This is a genomic window from Shimia sp. (assembly GCF_965227725.1).
In the GTDB taxonomy this organism is placed as follows: Bacteria; Pseudomonadota; Alphaproteobacteria; order Rhodobacterales; family Rhodobacteraceae; genus Shimia.
In genome coordinates, this window is the sequence record NZ_CBDDGH010000005.1 from 1077216 (window position 1) to 1092942 (window position 15727).

Genomic DNA, 15727 nt, shown 5'->3' on the forward strand with positions numbered 1-15727 from the left:
CGATGGGATCCGGAGTGATCATTGCGCCTCAGTCAGGTTGAGTTTCGGCCCCGACAGGGGCCAAAACCATCAGTTGTAGAGGTAGTGGATGCGGAACGGCATATTGCCCGCGCCGGTGGCATTGGCCTCCGCATGGGCAAACAGCGCGATCACTCCGCCTGGATCTTCGGACAGACCCAAGGTTTCCCACAGACGCAGCTTGTGATTGGCATCGCCATCAACGATTGGCGTCACGATGTTCTCGGAAGTGCGCCCCTGGTCCACCAGCGCATCGGTGTCGGTTTTGGTGCCGATCACGACCTGGGCAAAGCCCCAGTTTTGCACGTCAAAGAACGTGCCGCTGACCAAGATGCAATCCGATGGCAACTCAACCAGACGATAGGACGAACCGTTTTCGTCGGTTGATGCATTGGTTGCGATACCAGTGGCCACGATGATGCGGCCTTTGGAAATCAGGGGATCGATGAGCGAGCCACCCCCATGGGTGTCGCGGAAGAGATCTGACTTTGCAGTGACTACTGCCATTTTCCAGTCCTTTCAGAATTTTGAGAACATGCTGAAGGGCCGGTAGAACCGGCCCGATCGATCAGCTTTCGTCGCAGAGGAACACGTGGACGCCGTCGTCTTCGGCGCGCACGACATCCACAAAGGCACCAACGTGCGCATAAGGCGTGTTCTTGGCGCTGGTGTCGTTCCACATCTGGCCAAGCGTGTCCTGCCATACACCCATGACGATGTTGTTCTTGGTCCAGAGTGGGCACATACGATCCCCGTTTGCATCCAGCGGCAAACGGTTGGTGACATGCCAGGTGATGCCCAGCAGCGTGGTCGGCGTTCCGGTCTTTAGCGCCATCTGCTCCAGAAGGTTCAGATTTTCATCGTTGCCGCGCGCCATGTTCAGCAGGTTCGTGACCTGCTTGACGCCGATCGCGCAATGCATCTCATCGTCATCTTCCAGGCCAAAATCATCGCCGTTCAGACGCTCTTTGCCTTCCAGCAACTTATCCAGGATCAAGCCAGATCCTGCTGCGGCCGTGTAGCATTTCTGAGGCAGCGCAATTTTCGCCGCGCCCGGGGTTTTGCCATCAACAGCTGCACCCAGAATGCCGCCATCGCGCAGCTCGAAATCGCCTTTCTTCACGTATTTGACGCCAAGGATCTTGTCGCCAATGCCACGTTCAACCGCGACCGTGTGGGTCTTCACATAGACCGATGTGGGGTCCATCGCCTTCTGCAGCTTCTCTTCCTTGTCGAGATACTGACCGCTTTCCAGTTCATCTGGAAAGACCACCCAGCGGCGTGAGAGGCTTGGCGGGTTTTCAATGTTGCGGCGCTGACGGCTGGTGTTCTCCTGGGCCTCTACAGAACCGACAAGATCCGCGACGGACTTGGCTTCTCCAGAAGCCTCTGCGACCGTGACTGTATCGCGCAACTTACTACGTTTTTGCTGCGCCACCATTTTCACGTTGTCCGCATAGGTCAGTTGCTGATGCGGCTCAGAACGCACAGTAAGGGACATGCTCCCCTCCTTCGAAAAATCAAATTGTGATGTGAGTTTTCGGAGGGGTCGCCCGGCAGATCCGGACCCGCACCTGACCCCTTACGGGGGCTGGTCGTAGCGTCTTGTCGCTCATCAGACGGACCCGGAGCCGGGTCACCCGTCAAATAAATCCACGCCACATCTCGGGATCAAAGTCAATTGAAAAACAAAATATGCCCCGCAAATCACTCTGCAGGGCATCCAAAAGGAGCAAATTGGCTCCGATCTCTCTTGGCTTTAGGTCGCGAGTTTGGTCAGCGCCTCGATGCGTGGCTGCAGCTCCTTCAGCTTGGCTGTGTCACCTGTCGCTGCAGCTTCGTAATAATCCCCGCCCGGAGATCTCAGACGCTGCAATTCCGCGCGCGCTTCTGCTGGCGTCTGCCCCAGCCCAGCCCCACCGGGCGTCACAACCAGACTGTCTTCGCCCATCATCTCCCCGATGGTGGCAAACAGGCGGATTGCATTGGCATCCCCCCCAGCCTTTTCCGTCAGCACACTGGCCACGCTCAGAATATTGCTCTCATCAAATCCTGCTTTTTCGGCAATGGCCGACATGGCCTGTTTCGCCATGGCAAGCTTTGCTGGCATCTGCTGTCCCCAGTCTTTGGACAGATCCGCCATCATCTGGGTGTTAGAAGCCTCCAGCTGCTCCGCGCTTTCACCCTCCATCTTGGCCATCTTACCAGCAAAGATCTCAACGAACTTGTTCAATGCAGAGGCTGGCACCCCCTCTTCATGGGCAATCTTGCGGGCCTCGGATTCAAATGCCTCATCCCAGGCGCGATCCTTAGGCCAACTTTCCGGGCGTGCGACCTCATAACTTTCCGCATCCTTGGGAATGCCGAAAGTATCGCCGTGTTCCTTCAACCAATCCGCAACCGATTGTCCGTCTTTGGGCTTGGTGATCAGCTGATCCGGTGATGCCCCCAGCCGTTTTTTTGCGCTCTGCTCCATATCCAAAAGCTTTGGAATGGCCTGCAACGGGTCATCGACCGTCAGCCCCAGGGCGGTCAGATTAGTGCGATGTTCATCGGAAAACGCATTGCCTTCCCACCATTTTGCACCATCGCCTGCGCCATCATTCCCGCCTGCTGCCGGGATTGTATCAGCGCCACCAGCGCCTGGGGCAGTGTCTTCACCGCCGCCATCCGCGCCAGCGCCGCCACCACTGCCACCCTCATCGCTTGGGGCAAAGCAAATCATTGCCCCCCAAAACAACGCTGCCCGTTCAAATCTTTCCTTGCTCATTCTGAGGCCTCCATAAGTTGATCTAGTTCATAGTTGGTGATCCCCATCAGGGAGATCAGTTTTACCGCCAGATCCCGCTGGCCTGCCTCAAACGCCAATCGGCACGGATCGACGGGTTGAGGATCTGATGGATCTGGTGGAATTTCGTGGGGCACCTGCAAAACCCCGCCAAGCGTGGCGATGTCATCCACCACATCAGGATGCAGCTGCGCGATTTCGGACCACCGACGCGCGCGCTCTCGATCGCGCCGGCCGCGCCAGGCAAAGATGCCGCGCAACACCGCAACACGTGACAGGCTCATGCCTCACCTCCCACGCGTGCCGCATCAGCGATATCTTTGATTGCGCCTGCGCCTGCCTGCGCCATTTGCATGGCCTGCATCTGCTGCATCCGCTGCGCTTCTGCCTGCTCCCGCGCGTCGGTCTCTTCCCGCGACCGAAGGATCTTGGCCGGCAAGGATGGGCTTGCATCATGCAGCACTTCCGCCGCGGCATCGACATCCACACGCTTGCCCGCGCGCGGATCTAGGGCTGAAAGCTGTGCCATATCGTTAAGGAACTGGCGGGTTTGCAGCCCTTCCCGCGCCTTCAGTGCCATGGCCGCCTGTGACTGATACCGCACCTGAAGCGGCATATTGTCAGGAACGCCATCGGGCGGCGGGGGGATCTGGCCAGCACGCCAAAGCATCTGAAACCGTCGCTCAACTTTGCGGGCCGCGTATTCTTCCATCAACCGATCGGCATTCGGGGCCCAGTTGCGCAACCGAGCCTCTTCCATGATCCGGCTTTCATCATCGGTGATGCCTGTGCGCCCCGACAGCGACATGATCGAATATTGGAACACATCTTTGATCGCCTCAACGACTGAGCGTTTCTCTTCAAGCGTCAGACCGATGCTGGTGTTGGCTTCCATGTTGCGCAGCAGCTGGTTGCCGCGCTGATCCACAGCACCATAAACCGTAGCACCCGGCCGCACCGCGCCATTGAGCGGAATGGTGGACCGATCCGGCGCCAGCTTGGTTGGATCCGCCGCAAATTGCGCCGCCCGCAATGTCGCGGCCTGCATCAACTGATTGCTGCGCGCGCTTGGCAAGGCGATGAAGCCGGGCCCCGTCGCATACGTCATCCCGCTGTCCACATCCCAGCGCGGATAGTAAGACGGCATCTCATAGTTGCCTTTCACGCGGACCAGGGAAGCCTCAACCTCACAGGCGGTCAGGCTCAGGTACTTCATGCCGCGCGGCCCGATCCCACCAGGCACCAAATCATCATTTGGCAGAATGTGGTGATAGAAGGTGATCAGCCCAGTATCACCTTTCTCCGCCAGTTCCTTGAGCTTGGGCGGCAGGGCATCCCCGGATTTTCGGAACTCCCGCATCGCCGCCGCCGGGGTCAGTTGGTACCGTCGCACCCATTCGATCACCCGGCCATGAGCGTCGATGTCCACCACCACCTCTGCCAGGCTCAACGACACATCGATGAAACGACGCGATCCGACATCGATCTCATCATATGCCGCCGCCTGACCAAAGGCGGAGATGTCCTGATACGCCTGGAAGGTGGAGCTGTAAAACGAGGAAACAGACGGGCTGAACGAGTTCATGACTTTGCGGTCAGCGACATCAATCCATTCTGCCATCGGCTTCCACTGATTTAGCTCGTCATCGGGCGTGCCAAATCCAAACCAGCGATTGGCTGGATTGGTGATCGCCGCATAGATGCCCGCCGCAAAGCTGCTGGATGCCAGGATTGGTTCCGAACTCAGCGGTTTTTCAAGCTTTCGGTTGGATCGATCGGTGCTGCTGAAATCGCCACGTTGCGGACGGATCAGTTTTGCGATCGCATCCCAATCGGGCTCATGAATGGCGCGACGTGACTTCAGATCGTTCCAACGATCCATCGCACGCACCGCGCGCGGATCCTTTTCCATTGGGATCATCGCGTTCATGCCGCCTGCCCCAGCTTGCTTTTCGCGGGGATGCCCACAGCGCTGGTCAGCACATTGGCCGCAGCCCCTGCCCGACGCCGGCGCATACGCGCTTCAATGTCGGCTTGCTGGGTGGCTTCCCGATTGTCGTTTGCAGCCAAGATCTGAGGGGCGGCGCTGATTTTTGGCGTGTTACCTACACACATTTGGTTTCTCCTTTGAGATTTGGGGAAATCCAGGCAAATTGATTGAAGGTGAAGGCACCTGATGCGCCAAAACCGGGCATCTGTGTCTCCAGACGGAACCCGCAGCACCGCAGGAAACGGTTTGCCGTGGGATGGTCAGACCAGCTGCGCGCCTCGATGCGATGAACCCCCTGCTGTTCTGCGAAGGTGGGAAGCTCGCGCCGGATTTTCTTGGCGACATAGCGCAGATGCGGCTTAAAACGCGCGTGTGAGCGCGACAGAAGAGCAGCTTGGGCAACACCGGCCTGTCCTGTGTTGGACAAACCAAGCACCGCAAAAGGCGTGCGCAACTTGCTGTCATCCGTGATGACGAGAGAAAGCAACCGCGCCCCTTCCAGGGACCGCCAGTCAGCGAAAATCGCCAGATGCGATGTCGAAACACCGCGCACAAGCTCCGCCTCGATGTGATCATTCGGATCCAAAGAGGAGAACACATGCATGGCCATATGGTCAGAGTACGGTTGCAACTCGATCACTGCGAAATGCTCCTTATGCCGCCTGACGCGCTTGGCGGCGGGCCGCATTGGACCAGTTCACCATGGCTTCACGTTGGCTGCGCGCCGGCTTGGTTTTGATGCCCGCCATTTTGGCTGTAAAACGACCGCTGTCTTTCTTGGTCTCTTTCAGCTCAAGTTTTTGATCGACTTTGAAACGCTCAATCAGCGGATCCATGGACGCGCCACGCTCCAAATCAGAGATCTGGCGCGCGAGATCGAGCACATGCTCACGGTCGATCTTGGGGTTGGCGGGCGCTTTTGCCTGGCCGGCCTTGTCGTCGGTTTGTGGGTCTGTCGATGTGGTGTCTTTGTCTGACATGCTGTTAGCCTCCATAGGGGTTAGTTACGTCCCAATCGGTTTGCAGGCCGTTTGATCCGCCCGACATGGACGGCCCGCCGTTGTGACCCATTTGGGCCGGATGAGTGTCGGGGGATTTCTTGCGCTCATATGGGCTTGCACCGTCGCCAGAATGCTCACTGAGCAACAGATACTGCAGCGCGTCATGCACGTTGGCTTCGGTCAGCTGCTTATTAGGCGTTTTGAACTTGTCGCCGTTTTTGTTGACCTCTTCAGCCCAGACATAGCGGGCCTCAAAGCCTCGAATGAGGAACTTGCAGCGCGGATCGATCAGAATACCCGGCGCACCGGCCACCAAAGGCGCTTCCAGCGCTGCACGGGTTGCCGCCAAACGGGTGTTCACCCGGTTGTTGCCCAGCTTCTGGGGCCGGATCGTGTAGCCTGTGGCCCGCTTCAGGGCGCGGTTCCAGCTGGCGTTCTCCTCTTCGGCCCCACTCTGCCCCTGCTCGCCCGCCATGTCGGCCCAACCGGCCTCCACACGGAACCCGGGCCAGTTCTCCTCGATGTAGTCAACCAGGCGCGCGCCAAACACCGCCCCCAACAGGCGCTCTTCCGGAAAATGCAGCTCTCCCAGAATGCGCCAGCGGTAATCTGCTCCGCATTGCGCGACCACTGCAGCCGCTTTGAAGCCCTGGTCAAGCCCAAGGCGCAGCGGCACGCCAGGCAGCGCTTTCAATGGCTCAGCGCTCACATGGATGCGGCGGTTGTATTCGCGCTTAAAAACAGGATCACCCTGTTTCAGATAAACGATCTTATTGAACACCAGCCGATCGACCATGTCACCGCGGCCGGCGAGCGTCATGGCGGCGATCTGGCGCTGATAATAGGTCGGCCCGAGGTTCTGAAGGTTTTCACACCCCTCCTCGCCAAAGCCCGGCTGGTTGAAGAACGCGACCTCGATCGGCTTGGAGCCTTCTGGCAGCTCGGCAGACAGCATTTTCGCCGTCTCCTTGCGCTTTTCTTCGTCGTAGAAGACGCCGTGGGTCCAATTGTCCTCATCGGGCGCGTTAAAGTCGCAGTCGATGCAGCCATAGCTGCGCAGATCTGCTGGCAGCCCCTCAAAGTGCTCTCGTGCGGGGAAACGGTCAATCCGGCCGATCCCAACCGTCAGGATCTCAACCACCATGGTGTCGGCTTCGTTGAGATCCAGATCTGTGGTCTGCAGACCGCGCATCGCCGCGATCGGATCATCACCAAACGCCATAAATTCGGCTGTGAACTCGATCGGGCCGTGCGGATCTTCGAAATAGATCACATGCTTCACCGGATCACCGCGCCCGCCAGACCAACTGCCCATGTCTTTGGGAAAGGTCTCAAGGTAGCTTGGAATGGTGGTCGACCACAGCTCGCGATAGGTCTGGCGGGTATAGATCACCTTATAGCGCCGCCACCCCGATGTCTGATAGCCGCGCGCGATCCAATCGGCCTCATCTGCCGGCTTGATCTCAATCCACTCCCCATCCACCAGGGCAACACGGTCTTTGGTGCTGGTCGGCATCATGATCGCCCGGCGCAGCTTCCGCTTGTTCTTAGTGGTGGTTTTACCGGACCCAACCGGGCCGCAGATCCCAACCACATCCGCCTCAGACCAGTAATAGGCTTCAGAGATCGGACCGGGGAATGTCACGACATCGTCAATTGGCAGGTTGCCTTCTGCGAAATCCCCGCTTAGGCTTTCGATTGCCTCTTTCGCAGATTTCTCTTGCAAACCTGCCAGATCCTTATCGCTCATCGAGTGATCGGACGTATTGCCCCCCCGCCCCCCGTCAGGGATGGCACGAGGCAGATCCCCCCCACCCCAGTTGACCAAACCAAGGTTCGCGGTCATTTTTGACCTCCCGGCAATGCCGAAATCATGAATGGGGTCGGAGCGAGGGGCGAGAGATATCGGGCCGCGAGGCCCCCCCGGGGGGTCTGACGCTCGATCGCACAACGGCCGCGCAACATGGAAACAGACTGATTTTCAATCAGTACGGTGCGGCAGGATTTGCACAATGTTTTCAGCATCTTAATCATTCCGTCCGAAAATCCCCGTCCGAATTTGCATCAGGCGTTTCGTTAAGTGTTTGATTTTGCTGCATTCTGTGGCGCACGTCCGCTGGCATCATCCGACCGGAAATCTTGGCCGGTTGCGGCGTCACATCCTTGGCGCTGGCAGCGGCGTCAGCGGGCTGGCTGGGCACGTTGACCTGCACCACCGTCTGTGGGCCAGCGTCAGGCGTGGCCTTCGGTGCCATGTAGGGCATCAACGCCTCTGTGGCGCGCATGATCATCGTGTATTGTGCGCGAAACACCTCAAGGCGCATGGCAGACGTGGCCTTTGGCGCGCTCTGCTTGCCGATGTGCGCGCCATCAAAGGCCCATGCGAGGATCCGCTCTGCCTGCTTCATGGCCAGCGTGATCGCATCGTCCCGGCTGCTCAGCCCCGCGATCTCCACCAGCACCTCCTCTGGCATGCGGAAGCCACGCGATGCCAGGTAGTCACGCATCTGGCTGCTGGTCTTGTTCTTGGCACCCTTGGGCCGGCCGACGCCGCGCGCCTCCTCAGCCTCCTGTGGCACCTCATCAGGTAGAAGCGCCAGCTGTTCACCCGCCTGCATCTGTCGATCGATGCGCGCAGCCATTTCACGGGCTTGATCTTCCCATTGGTTCTGTGATTTAGACATAAAAACCCCCTTTTTTATTATCTTTCAGACACTTAGGGAGATTGAAGGGGTAACCCACTACGCAAAGCACAACGGATTTCAGCCTTATTTTTAAGGCGTTGTGGGTTTTGTAGTGACCAATTTTCTTATATTTCTCTTTCTTTTCAAAGAGATAAGAAAAAGGCACAACGCCACAACGCAAAAACGGGGTGTGTCTCACGTGCGCGCGCGCGTACGCGTACGCACACGTGTAAGGGGCCGATTTTGCGTTGTGGCGTTGTGGGAGGGGGTTAACCCGTTGAAATGTCTTCGAAAAAACACACAACGGAGGGCACAACGGAGCAATTTGAAAACGTTGTGGCGTTGTGGCCTGACCCAGCTGGGGAGCCATTTCGCGCGCGAAAATCATGGCATGAAACGGGGTGCGGGGAAAGAGCGAAGTGCTTGCCAAGCGCGATATGAGGCCAAAAATCATCATAGCGTCAAACCTTGTCGAAGTCCTCGATGTCATCACCCAGCGTGGGAGCATTGCCTTTGTCCCGATCCATCGGCAGCGCCATGAGCCCAGGGATGGACTTCAGCGGCATCAGAAAGCCGCGCGTGCGGATACCGGCCAATGTCAGGGGGTTGGGGGTGTTACGTGCGCCAGGGACACGGGCAGCGGACTGTTTCCAGACCCCATTGGCCCAATCGGAGTTGCGAAACAGCTCCTTCAGGCCATGGATCTGCGAATTGGCAATGAACAGATCCTGCCGATCACCCTCGATGACCACGCGCAGCCCGGCCTTGGCCAGCTTGCTGTTCGCCGCTTTCATGCGATCGAGACGGTCAAGGGGCGTGTTGTCCCCCAGCAGGGCCTCTGGCGCGCCTGCAAGGCCCGCAGCGGCCATGACCCACTGCGCCACGGTGAAGAGTTCGCCGCGGCGGTAGATGTCAAACGGCATGGCCATGAGATGCAACAGCATGGCATCCGCGTCATTGGTGGTTTCATCCCGATCGGCATTGACCTGATAGGCCGCTTTGCAGGCCCATCCGTCGCGCACTTCCTCGCTGGCAATCTCTTCGCTCATGGCCATGTCAGCCATGGCCAGAACCGTGCCCCAGTTGTCGGCATCACGCCCCATTACACCAGCCTTTTCAAGGCTGTATCGCCAATCGTTCAAGCGCTGCTGCCACGTGGGCCAGCGGGCAATCAGCAGGGATTTCAACCGTGCGCCGCGGGCGCGCCAGGTCTTTGGCACCAGGTTCAATTTGCCGGTGCCTTTCTCCAATGGTTTCAGCTCCAACTTGATCAGGCGCTGCACGTCCTGGGACTTCATCACGCCAGGAATAAGAATGGAGCTGAACAGGAAGGCAGAGTACACTTTGCCGCCAACGCCGGTCTGATCAGAAGATCCGCGGAACCACTGGCCGCCAGAGGCCGCCACACGGGCTAGCGCGATGATGTCCCGCTCTTTGGTGGAGCGCTCATCCCCTGGTTCGAGTTCATCCACCGCCACCGGCAGACTGGATTGCCCCAGCTGGCTGGTGATGCCTGATTTGGTCGCGTCTGTGGACTGCACAAGCCCATCATCGCCGTGCAAGAGCTTCATGAGCTTCTGCAGCTCTGATTTGCCCGCGCCGGCCGGGGCCAGCAGCCAGAACACCGGCCGCCAATCCAACGCCCCACAGAGCATCTGAGTGCTGATCATCCCCAGCGTCACAAACGGGTGGAAATCCCCCTGTGACCAATTCCAGGTCTCAACGGTGCGCAGGATGTCTGCAGCGGGATCTGGGGCGGTGCTAGGATCCTGTGGGTGCGGGATGGCAGGAGCAGCAGGATAGATCCGCCCATCGATGCGGCCGGGCGGCATGTATTTGCCCTTGTAAAGCACCTGATCGCCCAGATGGTAGATCAGGTTTTCTTCATCATCCGTCCAGGCACCGACACCACGCACCGCATTGTCAGGATTGAACAATCCGCACTCAGAGGCGGCTTTCATCATCTCCATCGATGCAGTGGTCTGATCAAAGCGGTTGGGCTTGCGGAACCGCTTTTTGGGTCCGTCCGGATCGTTCGGATCGTCCCGGAATTCCCACTGCGGGAAGTTGTAACACAGCTTGGGGATCTGATGGCCGAAAAGGCCCAAGATCACCTGGGCGGTGTGGTTGTCCACCCCGCGCAGCTGACCGTGTTCATCTAGGTAATAGTAAAACTTGCCACGCTTGCCCAAAGGGACCACCGGACAGTTTTCAAAGATTTCACCTCGCTTGCGCGCTGGACCGCGTGAACCACCGCTGGGTGCAGCTGTTTGGGCGCTGTCATCCGGGCGATGAGCTCCGGACTGATCGCCAGGTCCGTCGGCTGTTTCATCGTGTCTACCATCAGTCTCTCCTGTGAATGGCACCACCTCTGCGCCAAGCAATGCCTCGCGCAGGTCCTCTTCGGTTGGTGGTGGTGGGTTGTGTTCGTCTATCGGCCGGTCTGGCGCTTTGCGCATTGGGACCAAGCTTTTGTCTGGCTGCCCAGTCCAGTCGTCAACGGTGCCTGTTGGTTCGGTCATGCTTGCCCCCATGGTGTTTTTGGTTGGTGTTGAGGCGTGTTTCAGATTGAAGTTCTGCGCGGTCGATCCGCTCGATCGCGGCGATGAGCAGCGCACAGGCCTTGATCAGCGTTCTGCGATGGGTTGGGCCGGGCTTCCACCACTTGGCCGCCCAGGGCCATTGCTCCGGGCCATAGCCTTCATGCGGGCAATCCCCGCGCCCGTCCGTTGCCCAGGCGGCTGAAGATACTTCCTGCGCGTAACACGCGGCGGCATCTTCCAACTCGCCTTTTACCCATTGATCATCGTGGGCATCGTCCCAGCCTTCGACCTGACGCTGCCGCCAGCGCTCGCGGATCACCGCTTGGATAGCGGCGCTTTGCTCGATGTCTTTTGGTGTGGTCATGCCAGTGGCCTCCCGAGATCGAGGCCCATGAAAATGACCTGGTCCCGTTCCTGGAACTGCGGGCTGGCCTCGCCGCGATCGATCAGATCATCGACCATGGCGCGCATGTCGCCCGTTTTTGGCGTCACTGGCACTTTGGCCTTTGGCACATGGGGAGAACGGATGATCTTCATGCCCATGAAAGAGCTCATCGGCATGATTGATGACGGGCTGACGGCATCCCTACCCCATTCCATTTGGAGCTTGCGAGAGAGGCTTTCGGAGAAAAAACCGATCATGACGCCACCTGCGACATCTCAGGGGCTTCCAAATTCCTGGCAATTTGCTTCAGCAATTGCACCCCACAAAACCCACCGTTGCGGCAGCGAAGAACGAACTGCTTGCGATCAGCTTTAGAGAATGCAAAAAAAACTATTTTAGGGAGTATGAACTGCCCATGAGATGGTTCATCACAGCGCTTTTGTTTGCGGTCAGCTCCGCAAACCATGTACATTCCGATGAGTTTGTACCCGTGGAAGAAGGAACCATACACAGCGCAATGTTTGAAGACTTTGCGGTCTATCACGCTAGGTGCCAGGGCGTCCCCCCCCTGATCGAACAAAACAAAACAGCTTGCCTTTTGAGAGACTACGTCGGCTACTACCTGAATACATCGGGCTGGTGCACAAAAACCAAAGTATTCTTCGATGTCGGTTGGTTTCCCTGCACCGAGTACTCCTTTAGATTTGAACGGCCGAGATTTGAGTGAGTTCAACCTCATATCGTCCCCGCTTTCTGCGCGCCCTTCAGCGCGTCGTTGAGATCCTTGCCGCCCCAGATGTTCTTGAACAAACGCACCTCACGGCCCTCTTTCTGATGGGCGGTGATCGCGCGTTTCAGGGCTTCCTGTTGCTCTGGCCCATCGTCATTGTCGGCCACGATCGTCACACACGAGACATTGGCCGGCAGCTTGACGCCCCCGAAATTTGATAGGCTGATCGCCGCCAAAACCCGCATTTCGGGGGCCAACATGACCGCACTCAAACAGTCCTCGATGCCTTCCGCGATCATCACATGGGTGTCAGGCGGGCAATCCTTCAGAGGGCCGGGTTTGCCCCCACGTGGGCCGATGCCCTTCCAGACGTGGATCGCACCGCCACCATAGAGCCCCAGCACCTTTTTTGCCTTGGGCACCGGGGCCTTATCCCAAATGCCCTGGTCATTCAGCGCCAGGTAAGTGCGGTGCACCGCAATCGGCTTGCCCTGCACGTCTTGGATCAGAGCCACCATGGCCGGCCACTTGCCCTCAAAGACCTCGCCGGTCTCGTCACACTCATGGTAATAGTAACATTCCTGCACATAGCGGATCGCGCCAGGCTGCCGGCCGAGGCGCTCAAAATCAATGCCCCGCTGATCGCGCAGATAGAGATGCACGGGCGTGTCGCGCAGCCGCTCGATACCGGATAGGAAAATCGCCTGGGCCTGGCGCGCCTTCTTCTGTTTGTGGGCCTTCTCATCGGCCTTGGCGCGCTCCTGGCGCTTCCGGGCGGCCTTCAGCGCCTCTTCACGCCGGCGGCGATCGGCAGGTGTTTCGGTGCGCAGGCCAAGAAAGGCGCGCGCCTCTGAAATCGCTTCTTTGTTTGAGCACCCCAATGACAGGGCGATCAAATCAATGATGTCGCCATACCCTTCCCCTGGTGTGTTGGAAACGGCATGGTCACACCACTGCCCGATCTTCGCGCCGGTGACGTTGACATAAAAACTGCCCACGTGGCGATCCGCGCGCCCGGGGTTCAGCGTAAAATACTTGCCAAAGGTCGTGTGACTGCCCTTCGCGGCCGGCGCATATCGCGCCAGCACGCTGTCGATGCGATCCGCCAACATCAGCTTCATGTCATCGATGGACACTATGTCACGTGTGGTGGTCATCGATTAGAACGGGCACTGATCAAAGGACTGATTTGCCTGGACCATCTTCGACGCGAGTTCGTCGCGCAGCAAATCGCCTTGCTTGCTGAAATAGGCAACACCCACCATCTCCGGCGTTGCCCATTCAATAGTCATCGATGGAGATCCAGAATTCAGGCGCACCACATCGCCCGGCTCAAAAAGCACCTCACACACATGCGGGCGCGCCTTTTCACAGTGCAGCGCGTCGACTTTCAGCGCCTCCACCTCCTCCCAGTCACCAGCCAGGATGTCGCTTTGGGACGCCAGCCAAGGCACAAAACGGCCATCTACAGTGCGCATACCAACCCAAGGGAGCAGCCCTGAAATGTCACCTTCGGCGCTGTCCTGGCCATCGCCATAAGGGGCCTGCTGGATCAGATAATTTTCTGGTGCAACAAGTGCCAGCCACATGCCCTTGCCGTTCCAACCGGCACGCGCAACACGCTTGCCCTCTTTCAGCGCCTCAAGCGCTTGACCAAAGTTAAGGTTTGCCACCTGTCTTCTCCCTCTCGGTTTGGATGTCTTTTTCGATGCGGGCAATCAGTGCTGTCTGGATCCGCACCAGCTCCGCTTTGCCGGCGGCCTCATATCGCGCCAGATTGCGGCGGTAGATCGCGAGCTTGGCCGCCGGGGCGATCACTCACGCACCCCACGAAGCTCTTTCAGACCGTCCAGAACCTCTCGCTGTGTGCAGTAAAGGCCTGGCGGGCACAGCACATTGAGGCGCGCCATGGCTGTCGCCCTGTCCACCCGCAAAACAGCGCCTGCCCCAGCAAAGCCAGCGCCTTGCACGATCAGTTCCAGAAAGCGGATCGATTTGGTGACGTCCCAATCATCATCGAATGGGATCTGCTCCAGATGGATCTTCAGGTCCTTCTGCGCTTTCTTCAGCTCTGTACGGCGCGCTTTGATCCGATCCTTCATGCGGGTGCGTTTGTTCTGGATCGCTTTCACATCCAGATTGAGAGTGGCAGCGATTTCCTTAGGGGTGCGCTCCTCAATCACCATCTCAATCAGCTTCTCTTCCTCGCTTTCGGTCCACCGATGAGGTTGCGCCGGCGCGGATTTTGCCACCGGTTTAGCAGCAGGTTTGACAGCTGGTTTGGGCGATTTGGCTGCTTTGGGCGCGGGCGGCGTGACCTCTGGCTCTGGCTCTGGCTCTGGCTCTGGCTCTGGCTCTGGCTCTGGCTCTGAAGCGGGTGCCGCCTCTTCCGGCGTTTGCAAGAATGCGGGGATCTCAGCCGGGTCTGCGACTACATTCTCGCCCTCAGCAAGATCGATCCCGATGATCTTCCGCTTTAGTGGCGTAAGCTCTTTGAACAGATCTTTCTTGAGATCAACACCTTCCCACGCCCCTGGGTACAGCGGCTCATCAGATCGGTAAATTGGCTTTGCAGGGGTGGTCTCTGGCACTCCCCCGTCGACCTTGCTCAAATCCACGCGCAGCACCAGGTGATCTGCCCCAAGAACGCGTTCGTGCGTCAGCTCTGGTTCGAAACCAATGCCACGCAGCTCAAAATAGCAGTTCTCCACCTCGCCCGTGGCCTCAACCAATACGCTGAGTGTTTCCTGTCGTTCCGACAGATTTTGCTTGAATGGCTTCAATTCATTCATCCCACATCTCCCTGGATCACTTCGAACTTTCTGCGGATCTGCGCCTGCGCCAGGCCGGCGCGCCACTTGCTGAAATCGGTCAGGGCACGGCAGGCATAAAACCGGGCATGGCTGCGCTCTGCACTGCGCTCCTCAGAGCTGCCTTGGAAATTGCGGGCATACTGCAGCTTGCCGGCCGCCTCGATCAGCGGCTTCACATGCGGGTGGTCGGCGCTGGCATCATCCAGCGCCTCCTCGATCATGAAAAACGCCTGTTCTTCCCAGCTTTGGTCGTCAAACATCTCGACCATCATCAGGTTGATCGCGTTGAACAGCAGGTGATCATGCAAGCCGATGGGGCTGTTTGCATCAACCATGGGTGTCGCCTCGCTCATAATTTGCGGGTTCCGGCATGTTGTGCACCTCGATGTAGTGCTGAAGCTCGCGGCCGGCGCTGGCCATCTTGATCGGGTCACGCTTCCACAGCTGGCAGCGCTCCAAAAACTCGGTCACAGCAGCGCCAAGGCGGCTGCCCTCTGGCAACAGATCCTCGACGTCACGCGCCAACAGCTGCAGCTCCGCCTGGTCGATCTCGCCGTTCTGCGCGTTCATCGCTTGGGCCAGCGCCCGAAACTTGACCGCCACATGGGGATCACGCGACATGACACCCTCCCAAAACAAGACGAGACGCCCCGGCGTGCGGCACCCGGGAGGAGTTCCATACAACACACGCCAAGGCGTCTCGCGCTGCGCCGCTGCCGCCAAGAAGCGAGCGCAGATCTGAAAAGAAAAAACGGGCGGTGGCCAGCAACAGCCC

Annotated in this window: 20 protein-coding genes; all 20 read right to left on the bottom strand. The window is 58.5% G+C overall.

Annotation, left to right across the window (positions count from 1 at the left end):
• Positions 1-69: 69 nt before the first annotated feature.
• Positions 70-525, bottom strand: coding sequence for a hypothetical protein (locus tag ACO07T_RS15525; RefSeq protein ID WP_422050142.1), 456 nt, complete (start codon positions 523-525; stop codon positions 70-72).
• A 61-nt stretch (positions 526-586) separates the two neighbouring features.
• Complete coding sequence (locus ACO07T_RS15530) at positions 587-1519, bottom strand: phage capsid protein (protein ID WP_422050143.1); 933 nt, start codon at positions 1517-1519, stop codon at positions 587-589.
• 258 nt (positions 1520-1777) lie between these two features.
• A complete protein-coding gene (locus ACO07T_RS15535; protein ID WP_422050144.1) occupies positions 1778-2788 on the bottom strand; it encodes a hypothetical protein in 1011 nt (336 codons plus the stop codon).
• Positions 2785-3090, bottom strand: a complete 306-nt coding sequence (locus ACO07T_RS15540; protein WP_422050145.1) for a hypothetical protein — start codon at positions 3088-3090, stop codon at positions 2785-2787. The genes ACO07T_RS15535 and ACO07T_RS15540 overlap by 4 nt, the downstream gene beginning before the upstream one ends.
• Complete coding sequence (locus tag ACO07T_RS15545; RefSeq protein ID WP_422050146.1) at positions 3087-4736, bottom strand: portal protein; 1650 nt, start codon at positions 4734-4736, stop codon at positions 3087-3089. Before ACO07T_RS15545 ends, ACO07T_RS15540 begins: the two co-directional genes overlap by 4 nt.
• On the bottom strand, positions 4733-4921 hold the full coding sequence (locus ACO07T_RS15550; RefSeq protein WP_422050147.1) for a hypothetical protein: 189 nt from the start codon (positions 4919-4921) through the stop codon (positions 4733-4735). The genes ACO07T_RS15545 and ACO07T_RS15550 overlap by 4 nt, the downstream gene beginning before the upstream one ends.
• Positions 4912-5436, bottom strand: coding sequence for a hypothetical protein (locus ACO07T_RS15555; protein WP_422050148.1), 525 nt, complete (start codon positions 5434-5436; stop codon positions 4912-4914). The genes ACO07T_RS15550 and ACO07T_RS15555 overlap by 10 nt, the downstream gene beginning before the upstream one ends.
• Before the next feature lie 13 nt (positions 5437-5449).
• Positions 5450-5776: a hypothetical protein gene (locus ACO07T_RS15560; RefSeq protein WP_422050149.1), complete on the bottom strand. Its 327-nt coding sequence runs from the start codon at positions 5774-5776 to the stop codon at positions 5450-5452.
• A 4-nt stretch (positions 5777-5780) separates the two neighbouring features.
• Positions 5781-7643, bottom strand: a complete 1863-nt coding sequence (locus ACO07T_RS15565; protein WP_422050150.1) for a hypothetical protein — start codon at positions 7641-7643, stop codon at positions 5781-5783.
• 184 nt (positions 7644-7827) lie between these two features.
• Positions 7828-8481 carry a hypothetical protein gene (locus ACO07T_RS15570; RefSeq protein WP_422050151.1) on the bottom strand — a complete coding sequence of 218 codons (654 nt, stop codon included), beginning with the start codon at positions 8479-8481 and terminating at the stop codon, positions 7828-7830.
• Positions 8482-8942: 461 nt separating this feature from the next.
• The gene (locus tag ACO07T_RS15575) at positions 8943-11003 is read right to left on the bottom strand and encodes a hypothetical protein (protein WP_422050152.1); all 2061 of its coding nucleotides are present in this window, start codon (positions 11001-11003) and stop codon (positions 8943-8945) included.
• Positions 10978-11388, bottom strand: coding sequence for a hypothetical protein (locus ACO07T_RS15580; RefSeq protein ID WP_422050153.1), 411 nt, complete (start codon positions 11386-11388; stop codon positions 10978-10980). The genes ACO07T_RS15575 and ACO07T_RS15580 overlap by 26 nt, the downstream gene beginning before the upstream one ends.
• Entirely contained in the window at positions 11385-11666 is a 282-nt protein-coding gene (locus ACO07T_RS15585) for a hypothetical protein (protein ID WP_422050154.1), read from the bottom strand. Before ACO07T_RS15585 ends, ACO07T_RS15580 begins: the two co-directional genes overlap by 4 nt.
• Positions 11663-12142 carry a hypothetical protein gene (locus ACO07T_RS15590; RefSeq protein WP_422050155.1) on the bottom strand — a complete coding sequence of 160 codons (480 nt, stop codon included), beginning with the start codon at positions 12140-12142 and terminating at the stop codon, positions 11663-11665. The genes ACO07T_RS15585 and ACO07T_RS15590 overlap by 4 nt, the downstream gene beginning before the upstream one ends.
• Positions 12143-12144: 2 nt before the next feature.
• A complete protein-coding gene (locus ACO07T_RS15595) occupies positions 12145-13296 on the bottom strand; it encodes a DUF7146 domain-containing protein (RefSeq protein ID WP_422050156.1) in 1152 nt (383 codons plus the stop codon).
• 3 nt (positions 13297-13299) lie between these two features.
• Complete coding sequence (locus tag ACO07T_RS15600; protein WP_422050157.1) at positions 13300-13812, bottom strand: Thoeris anti-defense Tad2 family protein; 513 nt, start codon at positions 13810-13812, stop codon at positions 13300-13302.
• Positions 13799-13957, bottom strand: coding sequence for a hypothetical protein (locus tag ACO07T_RS15605; RefSeq protein ID WP_422050158.1), 159 nt, complete (start codon positions 13955-13957; stop codon positions 13799-13801). Before ACO07T_RS15605 ends, ACO07T_RS15600 begins: the two co-directional genes overlap by 14 nt.
• The gene (locus ACO07T_RS15610) at positions 13954-14931 is read right to left on the bottom strand and encodes a hypothetical protein (RefSeq protein WP_422050159.1); all 978 of its coding nucleotides are present in this window, start codon (positions 14929-14931) and stop codon (positions 13954-13956) included. The genes ACO07T_RS15605 and ACO07T_RS15610 overlap by 4 nt, the downstream gene beginning before the upstream one ends.
• Positions 14928-15287, bottom strand: coding sequence for a hypothetical protein (locus ACO07T_RS15615; protein ID WP_422050160.1), 360 nt, complete (start codon positions 15285-15287; stop codon positions 14928-14930). The genes ACO07T_RS15610 and ACO07T_RS15615 overlap by 4 nt, the downstream gene beginning before the upstream one ends.
• Positions 15280-15573 (bottom strand): hypothetical protein, encoded by a 294-nt coding sequence (locus ACO07T_RS15620; protein WP_422050161.1) that lies wholly within the window; start codon positions 15571-15573, stop codon positions 15280-15282. The genes ACO07T_RS15615 and ACO07T_RS15620 overlap by 8 nt, the downstream gene beginning before the upstream one ends.
• Between the last annotated feature and the right edge of the window lie 154 nt (positions 15574-15727).

What these genes read in the sequence shown, in the direction of transcription:
- ACO07T_RS15525 (WP_422050142.1), bottom strand. Translation starts at nt 525, where the DNA reads ATGGCAGTAGTCACTGCAAAGTCAGATCTCTTCCGCGACACCCATGGG.
- ACO07T_RS15540 (WP_422050145.1), bottom strand. Translation starts at nt 3,090, where the DNA reads ATGAGCCTGTCACGTGTTGCGGTGTTGCGCGGCATCTTTGCCTGGCGC.
- ACO07T_RS15575 (WP_422050152.1), bottom strand. Translation starts at nt 11,003, where the DNA reads ATGACCGAACCAACAGGCACCGTTGACGACTGGACTGGGCAGCCAGAC.
- ACO07T_RS15615 (WP_422050160.1), bottom strand. Translation starts at nt 15,287, where the DNA reads ATGGTTGATGCAAACAGCCCCATCGGCTTGCATGATCACCTGCTGTTC.
- ACO07T_RS15535 (WP_422050144.1), bottom strand. Translation starts at nt 2,788, where the DNA reads ATGAGCAAGGAAAGATTTGAACGGGCAGCGTTGTTTTGGGGGGCAATG.
- ACO07T_RS15560 (WP_422050149.1), bottom strand. Translation starts at nt 5,776, where the DNA reads ATGTCAGACAAAGACACCACATCGACAGACCCACAAACCGACGACAAG.
- ACO07T_RS15585 (WP_422050154.1), bottom strand. Translation starts at nt 11,666, where the DNA reads ATGATCGGTTTTTTCTCCGAAAGCCTCTCTCGCAAGCTCCAAATGGAA.
- ACO07T_RS15570 (WP_422050151.1), bottom strand. Translation starts at nt 8,481, where the DNA reads ATGTCTAAATCACAGAACCAATGGGAAGATCAAGCCCGTGAAATGGCT.
- ACO07T_RS15610 (WP_422050159.1), bottom strand. Translation starts at nt 14,931, where the DNA reads ATGAATGAATTGAAGCCATTCAAGCAAAATCTGTCGGAACGACAGGAA.
- ACO07T_RS15595 (WP_422050156.1), bottom strand. Translation starts at nt 13,296, where the DNA reads ATGACCACCACACGTGACATAGTGTCCATCGATGACATGAAGCTGATG.
- ACO07T_RS15530 (WP_422050143.1), bottom strand. Translation starts at nt 1,519, where the DNA reads ATGTCCCTTACTGTGCGTTCTGAGCCGCATCAGCAACTGACCTATGCG.
- ACO07T_RS15580 (WP_422050153.1), bottom strand. Translation starts at nt 11,388, where the DNA reads ATGACCACACCAAAAGACATCGAGCAAAGCGCCGCTATCCAAGCGGTG.
- ACO07T_RS15545 (WP_422050146.1), bottom strand. Translation starts at nt 4,736, where the DNA reads ATGAACGCGATGATCCCAATGGAAAAGGATCCGCGCGCGGTGCGTGCG.
- ACO07T_RS15550 (WP_422050147.1), bottom strand. Translation starts at nt 4,921, where the DNA reads ATGTGTGTAGGTAACACGCCAAAAATCAGCGCCGCCCCTCAGATCTTG.
- ACO07T_RS15620 (WP_422050161.1), bottom strand. Translation starts at nt 15,573, where the DNA reads ATGTCGCGTGATCCCCATGTGGCGGTCAAGTTTCGGGCGCTGGCCCAA.
- ACO07T_RS15565 (WP_422050150.1), bottom strand. Translation starts at nt 7,643, where the DNA reads ATGACCGCGAACCTTGGTTTGGTCAACTGGGGTGGGGGGGATCTGCCT.